Annotated in this window: 14 protein-coding genes and 3 pseudogenes; 14 read left to right on the top strand and 3 right to left on the bottom strand. The window is 34.8% G+C overall.

The window, feature by feature from the left end; genetic code table 11:
• Positions 1 to 253: 253 nt before the first annotated feature.
• The 3 genes and pseudogenes from ACFFIX_RS25180 to ACFFIX_RS25170 all read left to right on the top strand — a co-directional run.
• On the top strand, positions 254 to 754 hold the full coding sequence (locus ACFFIX_RS25180; RefSeq protein ID WP_378939020.1) for a hypothetical protein: 501 nt from the start codon (positions 254 to 256) through the stop codon (positions 752 to 754).
• Between the two features lie 330 nt (positions 755 to 1,084).
• Positions 1,085 to 3,055 (top strand): metallophosphoesterase family protein, encoded by a 1,971-nt coding sequence (locus ACFFIX_RS25175; protein WP_378939018.1) that lies wholly within the window; start codon positions 1,085 to 1,087, stop codon positions 3,053 to 3,055.
• 1,008 nt (positions 3,056 to 4,063) lie between these two features.
• Positions 4,064 to 4,258 (top strand): annotated as a pseudogene (locus ACFFIX_RS25170) (PhzF family phenazine biosynthesis protein); the annotation flags it as partial.
• 610 nt (positions 4,259 to 4,868) lie between these two features.
• On the opposite strand, the gene ACFFIX_RS25165 reads toward ACFFIX_RS25170, so the two are convergent.
• A complete protein-coding gene (locus ACFFIX_RS25165; RefSeq protein WP_378939016.1) occupies positions 4,869 to 5,726 on the bottom strand; it encodes a LysR family transcriptional regulator in 858 nt (285 codons plus the stop codon).
• 202 nt (positions 5,727 to 5,928) lie between these two features.
• Between ACFFIX_RS25165 and ACFFIX_RS25160 the strand changes: the two genes are divergently transcribed.
• The 9 genes and pseudogenes from ACFFIX_RS25160 to ACFFIX_RS25120 all read left to right on the top strand — a co-directional run bounded on the left by ACFFIX_RS25160 (position 5,929) and on the right by ACFFIX_RS25120 (position 11,698).
• A complete protein-coding gene (locus ACFFIX_RS25160; RefSeq protein ID WP_378939014.1) occupies positions 5,929 to 6,612 on the top strand; it encodes an aspartate/glutamate racemase family protein in 684 nt (227 codons plus the stop codon).
• The gene (locus ACFFIX_RS25155; RefSeq protein ID WP_378939012.1) at positions 6,609 to 6,854 is read left to right on the top strand and encodes an aldehyde dehydrogenase family protein; all 246 of its coding nucleotides are present in this window, start codon (positions 6,609 to 6,611) and stop codon (positions 6,852 to 6,854) included. The genes ACFFIX_RS25160 and ACFFIX_RS25155 overlap by 4 nt, the downstream gene beginning before the upstream one ends.
• Positions 6,803 to 7,447 carry an aldehyde dehydrogenase family protein gene (locus ACFFIX_RS25150; RefSeq protein ID WP_378939010.1) on the top strand — a complete coding sequence of 215 codons (645 nt, stop codon included), beginning with the start codon at positions 6,803 to 6,805 and terminating at the stop codon, positions 7,445 to 7,447. Before ACFFIX_RS25155 ends, ACFFIX_RS25150 begins: the two co-directional genes overlap by 52 nt.
• Before the next feature lie 123 nt (positions 7,448 to 7,570).
• Positions 7,571 to 7,816 (top strand): HPr family phosphocarrier protein, encoded by a 246-nt coding sequence (locus ACFFIX_RS25145; RefSeq protein WP_378939008.1) that lies wholly within the window; start codon positions 7,571 to 7,573, stop codon positions 7,814 to 7,816.
• 199 nt (positions 7,817 to 8,015) lie between these two features.
• Positions 8,016 to 9,095, top strand: a complete 1,080-nt coding sequence (locus ACFFIX_RS25140; protein WP_378939006.1) for an isocitrate/isopropylmalate dehydrogenase family protein — start codon at positions 8,016 to 8,018, stop codon at positions 9,093 to 9,095.
• Between the two features lie 74 nt (positions 9,096 to 9,169).
• Positions 9,170 to 9,814, top strand: a complete 645-nt coding sequence (locus ACFFIX_RS25135; protein ID WP_378939004.1) for a class II aldolase/adducin family protein — start codon at positions 9,170 to 9,172, stop codon at positions 9,812 to 9,814.
• Positions 9,815 to 9,959: 145 nt separating this feature from the next.
• A complete protein-coding gene (locus ACFFIX_RS25130; protein WP_378939002.1) occupies positions 9,960 to 10,199 on the top strand; it encodes a four-carbon acid sugar kinase family protein in 240 nt (79 codons plus the stop codon).
• Positions 10,200 to 10,276: 77 nt separating this feature from the next.
• A pseudogene (locus tag ACFFIX_RS25125) lies at positions 10,277 to 11,042 on the top strand (phosphotransferase); the annotation flags it as partial.
• Positions 11,043 to 11,200: 158 nt separating this feature from the next.
• Positions 11,201 to 11,698 carry a hypothetical protein gene (locus ACFFIX_RS25120; RefSeq protein ID WP_378938999.1) on the top strand — a complete coding sequence of 166 codons (498 nt, stop codon included), beginning with the start codon at positions 11,201 to 11,203 and terminating at the stop codon, positions 11,696 to 11,698.
• 232 nt (positions 11,699 to 11,930) lie between these two features.
• Here ACFFIX_RS25120 and ACFFIX_RS25115 read toward each other — a convergent pair whose 3' ends face one another.
• Complete coding sequence (locus tag ACFFIX_RS25115) at positions 11,931 to 12,290, bottom strand: LysR substrate-binding domain-containing protein (RefSeq protein ID WP_378938997.1); 360 nt, start codon at positions 12,288 to 12,290, stop codon at positions 11,931 to 11,933.
• Positions 12,291 to 12,562: 272 nt separating this feature from the next.
• Positions 12,563 to 13,927 (bottom strand): MocR-like pyridoxine biosynthesis transcription factor PdxR, encoded by a 1,365-nt coding sequence (gene pdxR / locus ACFFIX_RS25110; protein WP_378938995.1) that lies wholly within the window; start codon positions 13,925 to 13,927, stop codon positions 12,563 to 12,565.
• Between the two features lie 90 nt (positions 13,928 to 14,017).
• On the opposite strand from pdxR, the pseudogene ACFFIX_RS25105 reads away from it, so the two are divergent.
• A pseudogene (locus ACFFIX_RS25105) lies at positions 14,018 to 14,591 on the top strand (GNAT family N-acetyltransferase).
• 318 nt (positions 14,592 to 14,909) lie between these two features.
• A complete protein-coding gene (locus tag ACFFIX_RS25100; RefSeq protein WP_378938993.1) occupies positions 14,910 to 15,770 on the top strand; it encodes a transporter substrate-binding domain-containing protein in 861 nt (286 codons plus the stop codon).
• Positions 15,771 to 16,053 lie beyond the last annotated feature (283 nt).

The following is a 16,053-nucleotide window of genomic DNA, read 5'->3' as shown; positions in this document are numbered from 1 at the left end:
CAATATAAATGACTTATTGTGCTAACGGGTGCTAGAGTTCAATAAATACGAGCCAGCTTTAACAGCCTTGGATCTTCAACAATCGGGCGCTTATCCGTAATAAGGTAAGCTTCTTTTTTTTGCGGAAAAAAAGATTGAGTTGAACGCTTGGTTATGAAATATTTGGTATTGAGCAATCGGGCAAGTTATTGAATAAGTTTATAAGTAAGAATGCTTAACAGAGAGGAGGTGCTTGATGAAAAGGAGGAAACTATTGTTTGTTACTATTGGAATATTGGTTGTTGCAATTTTAACTTTTAATGGTATCAAACAGTTATATGGGAATGATGAAGCGTCTATAGTTAGAGTAATTAATTCTATTGAGGGTTATGAACATAAATCAATTGAAATCTTGGAGATAAAAGATTTTGATGATTTAAGAATTGTAGCGTTTTTAGCTAATAATAGACCAGGATACATAGAGTTTACTGAAAATAAGAAAGGTAACTATGTATGGAGACATCTAGAAGTTAAAGAGAATGAGACATTTAGTTCTTTCCATATTTCCCCTCGTAAAATAATGTTTGTAACCAATAATGAAAATGAAATAGCTAAAATGCAAGTAGATCTAAATGAGCAAAAATTTGAACGGGAATATATCCCGAATAAAGCAACTGTAACTTGGGCTGATTTACCACAAACCGATAAAAACGAATATACATTTCGGAACTACAAGTATTATGATAAAGATGGAATTATTATTAAGTTTGAATAACCAACTCGGAGAACTTCTCCATACTCGTGAGTATATTGGTAAAAACCACGAGCATTCATTACTCGATTTTAATGTTCACCTAGTCGAATATTATTTTTTATTACAGCATGAAAGAAAAAGGATATGTATAAGATTCGAAGGGGAGCATTAGCTCTTCTTCTTTCTTTTTATTAAACAATCGGGAGCTTAGTAGCGTATAGAAAAAGTAGTCTACAGTAATTTTGATAGACTAATATTTATATATATTATCTTTCTTTTACATTAAATTAACATTACTGACATATTCAATCGGTATAATTTGTGATGAATAACACATAAGGGAGAGAGAAAATGAAGAAGAATTTATTTATACGTAGACTAGCAATTTCAACATTTGCTGGATTAGTAGCTGTTGCTAGTCCACTAATAACAGAAGGGGAAGCTGCAAATAAAAAGGAAGTCCAAGAGAATTCAGAATCAACATTACGTGAACCAGAAACAGGATTCCGTGTATTACCATATTTACAATCTCCAACTAGTACTTCTATGACAATTAACTGGGTATCTGAGTTAAATGAACCTGGTAGAGTCATTGTAACTGGTCCTGGAATAAAGGCAAAAAAAGTGACTTCGACCCCACATTACATGGAACTAATGGAGTATACAGAAAAAGAAATAAAACAAGAATTAACTTATAACGGTGGCAATGGCGTAGTAGAAACGATTCCACAAGGCTCATGGTTAGAATCAAATTCTAACTATAAACATTCTGTAACAATTGATGGGTTAGAACCAAATTCAAAATATACTATTATAGTAAAACAAGGAAAAAAAACTCATACTTCTAAATTTGAAACTTTTCCAGATCGTAAAAATTGGGATGAATTATCATTAATTGCCTTTTCTGATACTGAAACGGAACCATATGGGGCATTAGAGCATCGTGAATGGGAATTGCATACAGTAAATCCTTATGCTCCAGGTTCAGAGGAACGTCCTGGTGAAAGATCTGCTTTTGATAAAAAATATGGAAATCAAGCCCGCAATGATATGTTTTTAGTACGTTATCCGTTAGATCAACAAACTGTTTTAAATGAAAACCTAGCTCATATTGAAGCAGCTGACCCTGAGGCGTTAATTATTGCTGGTGACTTAGCACAAGGTGCAGGATACCAACCTGCCTGGGATGAGTTTTGGCGGCACTTTGCAGGTGAATTTACAGATATAGCTACGAAAACACCATTATTACCTGCTTTAGGAAACTGGGAAACTTATGCAGCCATTAATGGCGGTTATGGAAGTGATGAAGATCGTACACCAGCAGTCATTTCTCGTAATAAGTACCATGATTACTTTGATACTCCTGGTGATGCGGAAAATCCTCAGTATGAAGATTCATATTACCGAACGGATATTGGTCCGATTACACTATTAACATTGGACTCAACTAATGGAATTCCTGATGAATCAACCAAAACAAAGACTTTTACAGGTACAGTATACAGTGAAAATGACTCAATTTTAAACGAATCAGTATGGGCAGGACAAGGTGTGGACGGTGATCCGTACATTACTACTGATACACAAGGTGAATTTACAGCTGAATCTTATAATAGTGCTTACACAAACCTTTTCAAAGGTACAACATCCGAGGGTTCAGATTTACCAAACTTTAATCCAGGTACTGCTCAATACAAGTGGGTAGAAGAACAATTAAAAGATGCACGTGAAAAAGGGCAAATCATTCTAGTGCAATTTCACCATTCAGCTTATTCAAGTGGTGTTCATGGTGCGCCACCAAATCATGAAAAAGCAGACAATCAATCTGGTGTGGCAATGCGCGTATATTCACCTATGTTTGAAAAATATGGTGTAGCTACTGTTATTTCTGGACATGATGAAATGTTTGAACGTAGCTGGGTAGACTTAGATGGAGACGGCATGGGTTTTCATTCTTATGACGTGGGTGTAGCTGCTGACGGTTTACGTGGAGAAAAGATGATTAAAGATGAGAACGGTAATTATGTACCGCAAGATTATAATACTTACACTCAATGGAGTGCAAATCAAGATGAGCCGGAATTTTGGCAAACGAATGAAAATGGAGTAAAACACTTAATTGATGGTGGTTTACATTACGGACATTTACAAATGGACTTCGTAAAAACTCCAGAAGGTGCGGAATTAACATTATCACCAGTGTATATCTTTCCAATCCTGGATGATAACTATGACTTAGTTCGTACAGAACGTCGTGTATATGATGATGTTCAAAAGATTAATTTTGATGAGATGGGAAATGTAATACAAAGCCTTAAGTAAGAAGATTAAGGCGTGACAGTAGTATATAGAATGGGTGATTTTCAATAAAAATAATAAATTAATAAAATAACTATAAGTACAAGTTCCAAAGAATTACCACATACGATAAAAAACAGCATAGGTTAACAACCTACTGCTGTTTTTTTAGTTGGTGAAAAAGGAACCGTCAAGGGAAGTGATTAAGAATCATATACCTTTTCCTTACCATCAGGTAACACTTCCTGTACTTTCATAACATCTTATAGGCTTCGAAATTAATGCATTGCCCATTTTTTTATTCAATAAACAAGCATATTCTCTTCAGGTGAGTCTTTTATTTCCTCATTGCCTTTGTTAGTTGAAAGAAGTCAATGATGATCGAAGATTTTAATTCATCTACTAAGTAGACCTTTTTCGTATAGGGTCAATTTTTTAGATAAAAGTTCTTCCATTTCGTCGATTTGTCCATCACTTAGTAGTGGTCGGGGTCATTTAAAATAGTCGTATTCTGCATGTTTTAACAATTTAACGTGTTCAGGCAGGAAGAAGGCGCTTTGCCATTTCATCATTTTTCGGTCTCTAATCAAGTGGATCATCCCTTTCTTTATCTATATAAGTATTATAGGAACGTTTATTCTGTTTATTCAAGTGAAATATTGGCTACCGACAATCAACCATTTCGGACGGCAGCACTAACGGACAGTTCCGATAGCAGCTAATGCTTTTCGCCTTTCCATACGTCAATTCGGTATTTAATAGCCCGATAACTACGGTCTGTACGTCTATCGCCTACATGTCGTAGGTTCCTGATAAAGTTTGATAATTTGTAAAAAAGTTCGATAATTTATAAAGTTTGATAAAAACCCTGTATTAATAGGGTTTTTCTTTTGTTCCTTAAACTCAAGCTGTAATGTTCAACTAAAGGCCCGATTATGGAATAAGGCTTATGAGGATTTCTAACAAATGTTATCTTTAAATAATTGATATACTGGTTAAAATATCCAAAAAAAGTATATATAGGGGAGACTTATGGAGAAAATTAATTATTCTATTGTTGATGTATTTGCAGAAGGGAAATATACAGGAAATCCACTCGCGGTTTTTAAAAATGCTGGGAATATTTCTGATAGTGAAATGCAACAAATAGCCAAAGAAATTAATTTTTCCGAAACTACTTTTATCTTGTCTAATTCAAACAAGAAATTCAAAATAGAAGTAAATATTGCTGTTATTATTAAAAAAAATTTGAAAATTCAATTACAAAGCTTAGTATGAAAATATTGGAACGTTCTTGGGATTTTTAATCATTTATTTATCATTGTATATTCGATCAGCTTCAGTGAAATCCGTTTGAAAATAACAGATAGATAGTTACTAGGTGTCTCTTTAGACAAAAATAATTGAGAGTAGAAAAAATTCAATCAAGGTAACCCCTAAAATTTCGCAATTGAATTACACATTCATTTGGGGCTAATTCAATTTGAAACTTATTAACGGGAACGGTCTTGAAGGATTAAAAAAGATTACAAGTAAATCAATTCATTTATTTTGTACTGGTCCACCATATTTCCTCCCAGAAGGATTTGGGATTAGTAGATACTCCATATAAAACAAATAATTTTTTCAGTTATCTTATTGTATTATCCTGTTACAATGAAGGGGAAATTAAGAGGTTTAACCACTTATAAGTTGAGAGATATAACCATGTTTTTCTCGTTATTAGTAATATATATAAAATATAGTTACTCTATTGCTACTATTTGATTTTTTAAATTAAATAAGTAGTATTGCAATGATTATAATCATGTTTTCAATCGAGTTTAGTTTTCAGTAATTAATGATAATCTTGAATAAAATGAACGAATTCTCTTACCATTGCTAACTCTAGAAGTTCTTCTCGATATAGGACTCGTGTTTTCCATACGATTGGCGAGCCTGTAGTATCACAAAGAAAAATTTTGTGTAACTGATCGTTTTTCTCTAATACAATACTGGGTGCAATACAATAACCTAATCCGTTTAGTACCATTCTTTTGGCTATTTCTACATTATCAACATTCATGTTGCTGATTGGAGGTGAAGAAAAATTTTCTTTCCACCAATTGTCTATGACCATTTCCAACGTAGGATCAGTCTTATAACTAATTCTTCGCATAGAGGGAAGATCTTTTAAATCAATTTTATTATACGAAAGAATTGTGATGTTTTCTTCTGTAATTGTTTTTTTATTACTAGGCCAGCTATGATCGCCTCTCACAATCCCAATATGTGCATCTTGTTTATAAATAGATTGAATCACGTCAATGTTTACACCGGTATTTACATGAAATTCAACTTTAGGGAACCTTTTATTAAAAGCTTTTAGTACTTGAGGCAGTTGATAAAAAGCAAAAGTTCTTGAGACACTTAATCGTAGTGTTCCGCGTACTTCATTTCCAGTATTCCACAGCAATTCTTCCATGTCTTGTTGTTGTTTAAGCATATTTTCCGCATATTTAACTAACAGTTCTCCTTGTTCTGTAAAGTCAACGCCTCTTCTTCCTCGATAAAATAGTTTAATGTCAAATTCCTTTTCAATTTGTTGTAATCGGTATGTTAATGTAGGTTGAGAAATATAAAGGCGTTTAGCTGCTTTTGTTATATTTTTTTCTGCGTAAACCATCTGTAAAATAAGCCAATCTCTTTTATCCACGTGGTGATTTCCTTCCTTGAAATAGAAAATATCTATCGACTTTTATAGAAATTCAATATTTTATTAATTTCAATAATTATAATACATTAATTTTATACCATTGTAACTTTTACTTTCAGATCGTTTTCAATAACGCTTTTATTCGTCTTTTTATTGAAAACCATTTGAAAGCGAATTCAATACTAAATCAGGAGGTAGTAAATTGTCAGAAGAAGATTATAGAATTGGGCTTATCCATGCGACGGTGAACTCAGTTCAGCCAATTTTAGACGCGTTTCAAGTTCATGCGCCACAAGTTACACTAGTGAATTTTATGGATGAAAGTCTTATTTTTGAATTAAATGAAACGGGAACTGTTACAAAAAATATGGCAAGGCGATTATTGAATTTGGTAGAAAAAGCAGTGATGAGTGGTGTTGATGGAGTTCTACTAACTTGTTCTTCTTTTACTCCAGTCGTCTCGGAAATTAGCCATTTATTTGATGTACCAATGTTAAGTGCAGATGTAAGTATGTTAGAAAAAGCGGTTGATATGGGTACTCGGATTGGTGTCATTGCTACAGTAGAAGCGGCCGGTCCAACGACAACGGCATTATTGGAAAAAATCGCCTCGAAAAGACAGAAGGATGTCACGTTTAAAACGGTGATTATTCCAGATGCATTCAAGGCATTACAAAATGGGGATCGAACAAAACATGACAAGTTAATCCATCAGAAGGTACAAGAGTTAGCGAATGATTGTGATGTCATCCTATTTGCTCAATTCAGTATGGCAAGAGCATTGGAAACACTTGATATGACGACAACACCACCAATATTAACAAGTCCTGAAATTAGTGTGAAGTCGATTGTCGCTAAAATATCAAAAAAGGAGATTGTAATATGATAAATGTTGAACTAATGAAAGTGACTTCACTCGTCGATGGCAGGGCTGTTACTCAAATAGAAGAAAAGACGATGGATGTGATCAGCCCATTCAATGGAGAAGTAGTCGGAAAAGTAAACTTAGCTTCAAAAGAAGATGCTAAAAGAGCGAACAAATCAGCACATCGAGTTTTTCATGAGACGATAAAAAAATGCCGGCTTATCGTAGGTCTGACATTCTTCGTAAAACATCTGATTTATTAGAAGAAAGAACTGAAGAATTTGCAAGAATTCTTATCTTAGAAGCAGGAAAACCAATTCGTGATGGGAGAGGAGAAGTAGGACGTGCAGTCCAAGTCCTTCGTTTCGCGGCAGATGAAGCGAAAAAAATTGAAGGTGAGCTTGTGCCTATGGACGCAGCAATTGGCGGCGAAAATCGAATCGGTATGGTTCGTCGACATCCAATAGGTGTTATATCTGCCATAACACCATTCAATTTCCCGTTAAATCTCGCTTTGCACAAGCTGGCTCCTGCCTTTGCTGCAGGAAATACAGTCGTCTTAAAGCCAGCAAGCAAAACACCACTTTCTGCATATATGCTCGTTAAACTTTTTGAAGAAGCAGGACTGCCAGAAGGGGCTCTAAATTTAGTCATTGGAAACGGTTCGGAGGTAGGAGATGTTTTAGTAACTGATCCTCGCATCAGCAAGGTAGAACATCAAACAAAAAGTTCTGCGGGAATCAATAAATTAGGAAAAAAAGTAAAGAACAAAGATTTTACACTTTTCCATCGAATCATAGGAATCATTGGATTAAATCAAGCTGCTGTTACAAATTTAAGAAGCCAAAATCAATAGTCTCTTGCTTTGTAGAAGGAGTTTAAAAAGTATTGATTGAATTCACTATTCTTCACTATTCTTATAGCCGAGATTCAAAATATTACTTAATTTTTTTAAATGTGTTCTAAGGAGTGGTAGTTAATGAAAAGGACTTTAGCGCAAGCTGTCGTAGAAATAAATCAAACGGCAAGCAGGTTTGAATCAAGTATCGTAATAATTACAGATGATAAAATGATAGATGCGAAAAGTATGTTGGGCTTATCTTTTACCATCCTTAATTCTAAATCATTCAAACTAGAAATCCACGGACAAGATGAAGCGGATGCAAAAGCGGCGATAATGGAAGTGTTCTTGAAAAATAGTCTTCCTGTGGAAGTTAATAAATAATTAACTATAATTAAATCCTTTTTCTCTATACTAAACTCCTATGCCATAGAAAAATTTGATGATATTACATCAATAAACAATATTTTATTAATTCCTTAAATTATAATACATTAGTTACAGAGTTCAATTATTTTAATTGAACAAAAATATGAAGTTATTACGTATAAATAAAATTAATTTAGAAAGGGTTGTTGAATAAATGAAATCTTATAAATTAGGTGTCTTACATGGAGATGGAATTGGTCCTGAAATTGTAAGCGCTACTGTTAGCGTTTTTACAGAAGCAGCTAATAAAGTTGGAGTTGACATTGAATGGATAGAGCTTCCAATGGGATGGGAAGGAATTAAAATACACAACGAGCCACTTCCCGAGGTAACTACAAATGCGTTGAAAAACACTCATGGATGGATTCTTGGTCCTCATGATTCTGCTGCTTACCCGCCTGAGCATAAAGTGAAACTCAATCCAAGTGGAGCACTTCGCCATACACTTGACTTATTTGCAAATATTCGTCCAGCTAAAACAATGCAAGGCATTAAAAGTGTAGTGGGAGAAGCAGATTTGGTGATCTTCCGTGAAAATACAGAAGGATTTTACGCAGACCGAAACATGTTTTCCGGTCATGGAGAGTGGCAAATTACGGAGGATGTGGTCGTTACATCGGGTGTATTTACAAGGAAGGCTGCTGAACGAATTGCGCATGCAGCATTTAAAATGGCCATGAAACGCCGTAAAAAAGTAACAATTGTTCACAAAGCGAATGTTCTCCGGTTAAGTACAGGTTTATATTTAAAGGTTTGCCGTGAAGTGGCCGAGCAATACCCAGAAGTAATGGTAGACGATTACCATATCGACGCAATGGCTGCTCACTTAGTCCGTCGAGCAAAAGACTTCGATGTAATCGTAACAGAAAATATGTTTGGGGATATTCTTTCAGACTTAGCAGGTGAACTTGTAGGGAGCCTCGGATTGGCACCTTCGATCAACTCAAATGAAAATCTTGCTATGGCTCAGGCAGCCCATGGTTCTGCACCAGATATTGCAGGCCTAAATATAGGAAATCCAATTGGCATTATGCTTTCAACTGTCATGTTAATGGATTGGCTCGCTGAAAGACATGAAGATCCAAAATTAACGGAAGTAGGAAAACTTGTAGAGAATGGAATTAAAAAAGCTCTGGAAGATGGAGTAAAAACGGGTGATTTAGGAGGCAGTGCTTCTACTTCAGGATTTTCTGAAGCTATTATAGAGAGAATTGACAGCGCAGTTTTAAAGTAAAATCCAATCCAAGTACAATTTCGGTTTTAAAATGAAATTGTACTTGGATTTTTATTAAAGAAAAGGGTGTTTTTATGGATATAAAAAAAGAACTCAGAGAAGCAGGGCAATATCTTAAATCAAATCAATTGGCTTGGGGAACATCAGGAAATATTAGCGCCATATCAGATGATGGCCACATGGTTATAACAGCATCAGGAACTTATTTAGCAAATTTAAACGATGATGATTTTGTTATTTGTGAAATTGCAACAGGAAACTATGAGGGTAGACGCAAGGCATCAAAAGAAACACCAATGCATACAGGAATTTATCGACAACGTGATGATGTTAAAGCAGTATTACATTCATCACCATTTTATACAACTCTTTTTGCATGCAGTAATGAAGAAATTATTTCTAAATTATTTATTGAAACAATGTACTATTTAGAAAATATTGCTTACGTTGATTATTTTCATCCTGGAACTCAAGAACTAGGGGATGCAGTGTCTGAACAGGCTGCAAAAGCAAATATTATTATATTAAAAAATCATGGTGTAGTAGTTTATGATGATTCAATATCTGAAGCAATTATGAGGTTAGAAACTTTAGAAATGGCGTGTAAAATGATATTAAAAGCAAAAGAGTGCAGCGTAAAACTCAATCATATTCCTGATACTGTAGTAAAAAGCTTCTTGGAAGAATCAAGATATAAGCCAAGAAAGAATATAAAGTGATTGAAGGTAGGCTTGAAGAATTGCTTATGGTAAGAGCATGAGGTATTTTTCCGAAAAGTTTAGTACCTATTTGAACAAATGATGAGATGAAGCTAATCTTTATCCAAACCAAAGTATTCACATTGTTAGGAATGAGGGGAAAATCGTGATAAAACTTATAGGTGTTGTCGCAGATGATACGACTGGTGCTAATGATATCGGTATTATGTTTAGAAAAAATCATTACACTACGAAAGTAATTACATTTGAAGAGAATATGCAGATTAAGAAGGATTCTGAAGTGGTTATAATTGATACAGATAGCAGGCTTGATCCACCTGATGTAAGTTATAACAGAGTATATAACGCTACTAAAACATTAGAAAATATAGGCTACACATTGTAAACCAGCTAATAGTTTGTCAACATTTTTCAATAAAAACTTAAAGTATTTCATGCTAAACTAAATTTAGGCATGCCAAATTAACAGGAGGGAATGTCTCTAACGTTTATCGTTCGGGAGATACTGTGCGCCGAGAATTAAAGCCAGAAAGTCCCAAAATTCATAACCTATTAAAGCATTTGGAGAACAAAGGTTTCAGTTATGCACCAAAGTTTTTAGGTATTGATGAAAAAAGAAGAGAGATATTATCATTTATTGAAGGAGAAGCTGGTAATTATCCTTTAAAAGAATACATGTCGTCTGATGATGTCTTAATAGAAATAGCGAAAATGCTCCGTCATTATCATGATTCTGTGAGTGATTTTTCAGTTGATGATAGCTGGCAATCGATAGATAACACCCCCCAACAATTAGAGATACTATCCCATAATGATTTTGCAATATAACAACATTATTTTTAATCATGAAAGACCAATAGGAATTATTGATTTTGATGTTGCTGGACCTGGTCCAAGACTTTGGGACATTGCTTATACTCTTTATACTTGCGTCCCCTTAAGTAGATTTTATCTTTCTGAAACAGGTGAGAAAGTTTATTATAATTCATTACAGCATGCTAACCGTATAAAACAAAGAGTTAGATTGTTTTTTGAATCTTACGGTGAGGGAATAGAAGAAGATTATTTGGAAATGGTATTGCTACGATTAGAAGGGTTATGTAAAACAATTACAAGAAAAGCCAGTGAAGGTGACATTGCTTTTCAAAAGATTATAGATGAAGGGCATCTTGAACATTATCAAAATGATATTAAATTCATTCGTGAACATGGAAAAGAGTGGACTTAAGGGTAGGTTTTTGTTGAACTAATGGGTAGCGATTGCTGAAAAAGGCAGTCGCTTTTTGTGTTAAAGAAGCATTTTTTTCTATTAGAAAGGAATGTTTTTGTTTATAAGGATATTTTATACAGAAATGAAAATATTAAGAAGCGAAAGGAGTGTTTATTATGCTATCAAAAAGACATTTGGCTTTTAATATTGCAATGATCGTGTTTCCTTGGTTATCGGTACTTTTTTTAGGAAAGCGTAATATAAAACGCTTTTTTCCAGCAGCGTTAATAACTATAATTTTTGAAATGATGAACGCTAAAGTTGGGCAAAAGCGTAAGTGGTGGGTCTTCTATGATAATCGGAAATCATTTATATCAAATGAACTGCCTTTTAGTGTAGGTCCATTTATACCAGGTTCCATGTGGATATTGAAATTTACGTATGGAAACTTAAAAAATTTCCTTTTGCTTAATGCTGCTGTAGATGGATTTTTTGCTTTTATCTTAACTAAATTTCTCGAAAAAGTAAAAATAGCAAGGCTAGGGAGATTAAATGAGTTTCAATTTTTTATATACTTATTTTATAAAGTGGTTTTATTATACAGTGCTCAATACTTTGTGGAAAACAAAAGAAACTTTACTAATGCAAATCCAGAAATAAATTACTATGATTAAGCTTTTTCAACAAACGGGTGCTTTTCTTCAATAAAACAACATAACTCATCTTCCACAATCGGGCGCATTTCTAGAACAAGAAATGCGCTCTTCTTAATGAATCGGGCGCTTATCCGGAACAGGTAAACATTCTTATTTTAAAGGCTGTTTTCTAAAAGATTGTTGCTCTCAAGATAAAACTAACCACTTGTATTTAATGGTGAAATATAAGTGTTCTTACTTTTCAAAAACCCTATTTAAAGGGTTGGTCCAAAATAAATTGTTTGAATTTCTGAGTAGCTGGAGATAAATATCTTCCTTGTACCCAAGCTGATCCGATCGTCCTTTGGCACCTCTGATTCTTTATAGGAATCTGTGTTAATTTACTTTTATCTGTCCCTTTTAAATTGGGTAAAATGGATATTCCTAAACCAGCAGCAACGAGTCCAGCCACTGTATTCGCTTCTTCTCCTTCGAATGTCATTTTAGGGGTGATCCCTGCTCCATTAAATAGCTGATTGATGATAATTCGGAGAGAAAACCCTCCTTTTAAATGAATAAAAGGTTCATCCGCAATTTTGTCTAAGGTTATGTCGCTAGAAGGTTGATGCACTGGTATTGGATTAGATTATCAGCCTTAGTTAAAAGAATCAAAGTGTTTCATATAGGTCGTTCCACAAGACTAAAAGAAATTAGGGCAAATAGACAGCTTGAGTTTTTATCAGATTTGGAATAAAACTACTAATTTAACTGGATTTTCTGATGTTGTGGTAGATATTCGTGAACAGTTACTGCGCAGGAAGAAACAATTGTTATTGAAGATGAACTCGGAATTGAACATCCAACTTACTAAATAGATATAAAATCAAATGGCTTAGTGAAATGCTAATTACTTAAGCTGTTTTTCCATGAAGTAGCTAAAAAACTCACACCTTTCTGAATTTCGTCCAGGGATGGTGCACCATATCCTAGCATAACTTGATGACTTGGCTTGTGAAGCTGATACATTTTTGAAACGGCATCGATTTCAACTCCCCTTGACTTTGCTAGCTCTATAGATTCATTTAATCTTTCTGGTAATTGAACAATGATATGTAAGCCTGCTGCATCGCCCATGACCTCAAATTCTTCTCCTAAATGTTTAATTATGCTTTCAATTAAACAGCATCTTTTTGCTCGATATAATGTTCTCATTTTTGCTATATGTGCCGAATAATGTCCTTCTGCCATAAATTTTGCGACGACTTGCTGATCGATTCTTGAAACGGTAGATTTTTGATAAGTATTGAACTCTTCAAAGTCCGATTGAAGAGATGTTGGCATAATAAGATAACTCATACGAAGCGATGGTAGCAATGTTTTTGAAAATGTACCAAAGTAAAGCACCCGCTCAGATGAATCTAGATGGGATAATGTTGCAATTGGTGCCCCTTTGTAACGAAATTCAGAATCATAGTCATCCTCTATAATGTAAGCATCTTGTTTAATTGACCATTGTAATAACTGTATCCTTCTAGCTACGGACATAATTACACCGGTTGGATATTGATGAGCTGGTGTTGTATATAATAGCTTTATTGTCTCATTAGGCACGCAACAGCCTTCCTCATCTACAGAAATCGCATGACATTGTAGTTGTAATTGCTCAAAAACAGATCTTGCTCGAATAAAACCGGGTTCTTCTATTCCGATAGCTCTCCGGTTAAAAAACAGAGATACATTCATTAACTGTTGCTGAAATCCACTAAATATATACACTTGCTCCGGCTGACAAGCTAACCCTCTCGCTTGTTGTAAATACCGTGCAATTTCTATGCGTAACGAATATTCTCCTTGCCACGGTGCATTGCATCCGTTGAATTTATTAAGCTGTTTTCGATATAGTCGGTTCCATTGTTTGTAGGGGAAGACAGCTGCATCAACCTGGCCATTTTTAAAATTAATAAAATGCTCAGGTTGCTCCGTTTTCCTCAGAGAAGCCGTAGCATTCTCAGCATAGTACCATTCATCTTCAATTTCCGAAACAAAATATCCTTGTCGTTCAACAGAATAACTGTATCCTTCACTCTGCAGTTGTTCGTAAGCAATTTGAACAGTTATGATACTTATGTTTAATTGTTCAGCCAAACGTCGTTTGGCAGGAAGCTTAGCATGAGCTAATAGCTTTTTTTCTAAAATCGCTTGTCGAATTTGTTCATAAATTTGCATATACTTTGTTTTATCATCCGTTAGCAGAATTTGAAGTTCCATCTTATCATCCCTTGGTATTATGTTAAAATTCATTTTTGGTTATTTTTATCATATCAGAAATAGGGTTTAATATATGCAAGGAGTGATGAAATGCAAAAATTACAAAATAATGTTGTACAGTTAATCCCAATGGAACTTGAACATGTCGAAGGAATTTATGAAGCAACGCAAGATAAACGTATATGGGAGCATATGTCTGTTGATTTAACGGAGAAAAGTCGCGTACTTAAATATGTTCAAGATGCCTTAGAAAAACGTGAGCATGGTACTGATATTGCGTATGTGATTGTAAATAAAAAAACAGAGAAAATAATTGGTGCTACTTGGTTTCTCGATATTTCAAAACAACACAAACGACTTGAAATCGGATCAACTTGGATTAACCCTATTTATTGGCGAACAAATATCAATACGAATTGTAAATATTTATTATTGAAATATTGTTTTGAAGAACTACACCTTAAGCGTGTACAAATAAAAACAGGACATGAAAACTTCCGTTCACAAAAAGCGATAGAACGGATTGGTGCGGTAAAAGAAGGCATTCTTCGAAATCATATGAACCAAAAAGAAGGGATAATTCGTCATACTGTCCTGTATAGTGTATATTAAGGAAGAATGGGCCAAAGTGAAAAAGCATTTTGAAGAACATTTACTTAATTAAGTGACACAATTAGTTGAAGTATGTTTAATTTCTTATGTAACAATTGGGGCTATTTTGCAATATCAATACACAACTACTACAGAATGATATTCCGTTATAGGGTGCGTTAGTTAAACAAGAAATTAAATTAGGACTACACATTTTAGATATGTCTAATATGTGTAGTCCTTTTAATATCAACTGTTACGCTAATCTAACCTAGATATAAAAAAGTGGCGTTTTTATTTGTTTTTTGAAGGTGATTCATTGATTTTGTCGTATTTTTAATAATTGGTAGATTATTTCTAAATATATAGCAAAAAATGGAGGAAAAATCACATGTTTAAGAATTGGAAAAAAGCACTAATGGCTGGAGTGATCAGCTTATCCTTGCTAGGTACAGGGTACGTCGGTCACGACCTGATCTCCTCGCAAAATGTATCGGCTGAACCCGCATCAGAAAATGCACCAGGGCATTTGAAAAATGTTGAGACTTCCCAGCTTGATGAAATAATTGAACGAGGATACATTCGGGTAGGGATGACCGGGGACTACAAACCTTTTACCTATTTGAACCCAGAAACAAATGAGTATGAAGGCTTTGACGTGGACGCTGCCAAAGAGCTTGGCAAAGACCTCGGTTTGGAGGTAGAATTTGTCGCTACCACATGGCCTACGATGATGAAAGACCTGCAAGCGGACAAATTTGATATCGCTGTGGGCGGTGTGACTCGCAACACAGCCAGACAAAAAAGCGCTTATGTATCCCAAGGTTACCTTTCATTCGGTAAGGTGCCTTTGATTCGCAAGGAAGATAAAGACAAATATCTTACCATTGAAGATATCGACAAGCCTTCTGTACGCATCGGCGTAAATCCAGGCGGAACAAACGAAGTATTTGTCCGTCAGTATCTAAGCAATGCTAACGTAACTGTTGTAGAAAACAATCTTGATATCCCTCATCTTGTTGCAGAAGGTACGTATGATGTTATGATCACAGACACAGTAGAAGCAATGCTGTATGCTAAAGCTGATCCAAGACTGTATGCGGCTCTAACTGACAAGCCTTTCACAAACAGTGAAAAAGGTTATATGATCCCGCGAGGTGATTTCATTTATGCAAGCTACTTGGAAATGTGGATGGATGAAATGAAGCTCCAGGGAAAATTTGACGCCCTCTACAAAAAGTGGATGGAATAGAATATAGAGATGCTCCAAAAAAGCTACCCTTAATACTGCCGTGTCAGTTTCTAGGGAAGCTTTTTTTGTAAAAATAAAAACAGAAGAGTAAATTATTTCGCCTTTTTATTGTTTCACTAAAGGGCGCGCTTCTTTAAAAAGAATTGCGCTCTTTCTGTGTGCCAGGCATGTTCATCAACTAGACGATGGAAGTCCGTTATGGGCGTTGGGATATGCGAACCATTAGTCGAAGGCAAGGGTGTCCACGGTGACGTGGAATCTGAAGGAAGCCCTAGACAAATCC

Origin of the sequence: Metabacillus herbersteinensis (assembly GCF_042433335.1) — a bacterium.
In the GTDB taxonomy this organism is placed as follows: domain Bacteria; phylum Bacillota; class Bacilli; order Bacillales; family Bacillaceae; genus Metabacillus; species Metabacillus herbersteinensis.
The sequence above is the reverse complement of the archived record's forward strand: the minus strand, read 5'-3'. Positions and strand labels throughout refer to the sequence as shown.

Coding starts and splice junctions, on each gene's coding strand:
- ACFFIX_RS25145 (WP_378939008.1), top strand. CDS start 7,571: ATGAAAAGGACTTTAGCGCAAGCTGTCGTAGAAATAAATCAAACGGCA.
- ACFFIX_RS25150 (WP_378939010.1), top strand. CDS start 6,803: ATGCCGGCTTATCGTAGGTCTGACATTCTTCGTAAAACATCTGATTTA.
- pdxR (WP_378938995.1), bottom strand. CDS start 13,927: ATGGAACTTCAAATTCTGCTAACGGATGATAAAACAAAGTATATGCAA.
- ACFFIX_RS25155 (WP_378939012.1), top strand. CDS start 6,609: ATGATAAATGTTGAACTAATGAAAGTGACTTCACTCGTCGATGGCAGG.
- ACFFIX_RS25135 (WP_378939004.1), top strand. CDS start 9,170: ATGGATATAAAAAAAGAACTCAGAGAAGCAGGGCAATATCTTAAATCA.
- ACFFIX_RS25140 (WP_378939006.1), top strand. CDS start 8,016: ATGAAATCTTATAAATTAGGTGTCTTACATGGAGATGGAATTGGTCCT.
- ACFFIX_RS25120 (WP_378938999.1), top strand. CDS start 11,201: ATGCTATCAAAAAGACATTTGGCTTTTAATATTGCAATGATCGTGTTT.
- ACFFIX_RS25175 (WP_378939018.1), top strand. CDS start 1,085: ATGAAGAAGAATTTATTTATACGTAGACTAGCAATTTCAACATTTGCT.
- ACFFIX_RS25100 (WP_378938993.1), top strand. CDS start 14,910: ATGTTTAAGAATTGGAAAAAAGCACTAATGGCTGGAGTGATCAGCTTA.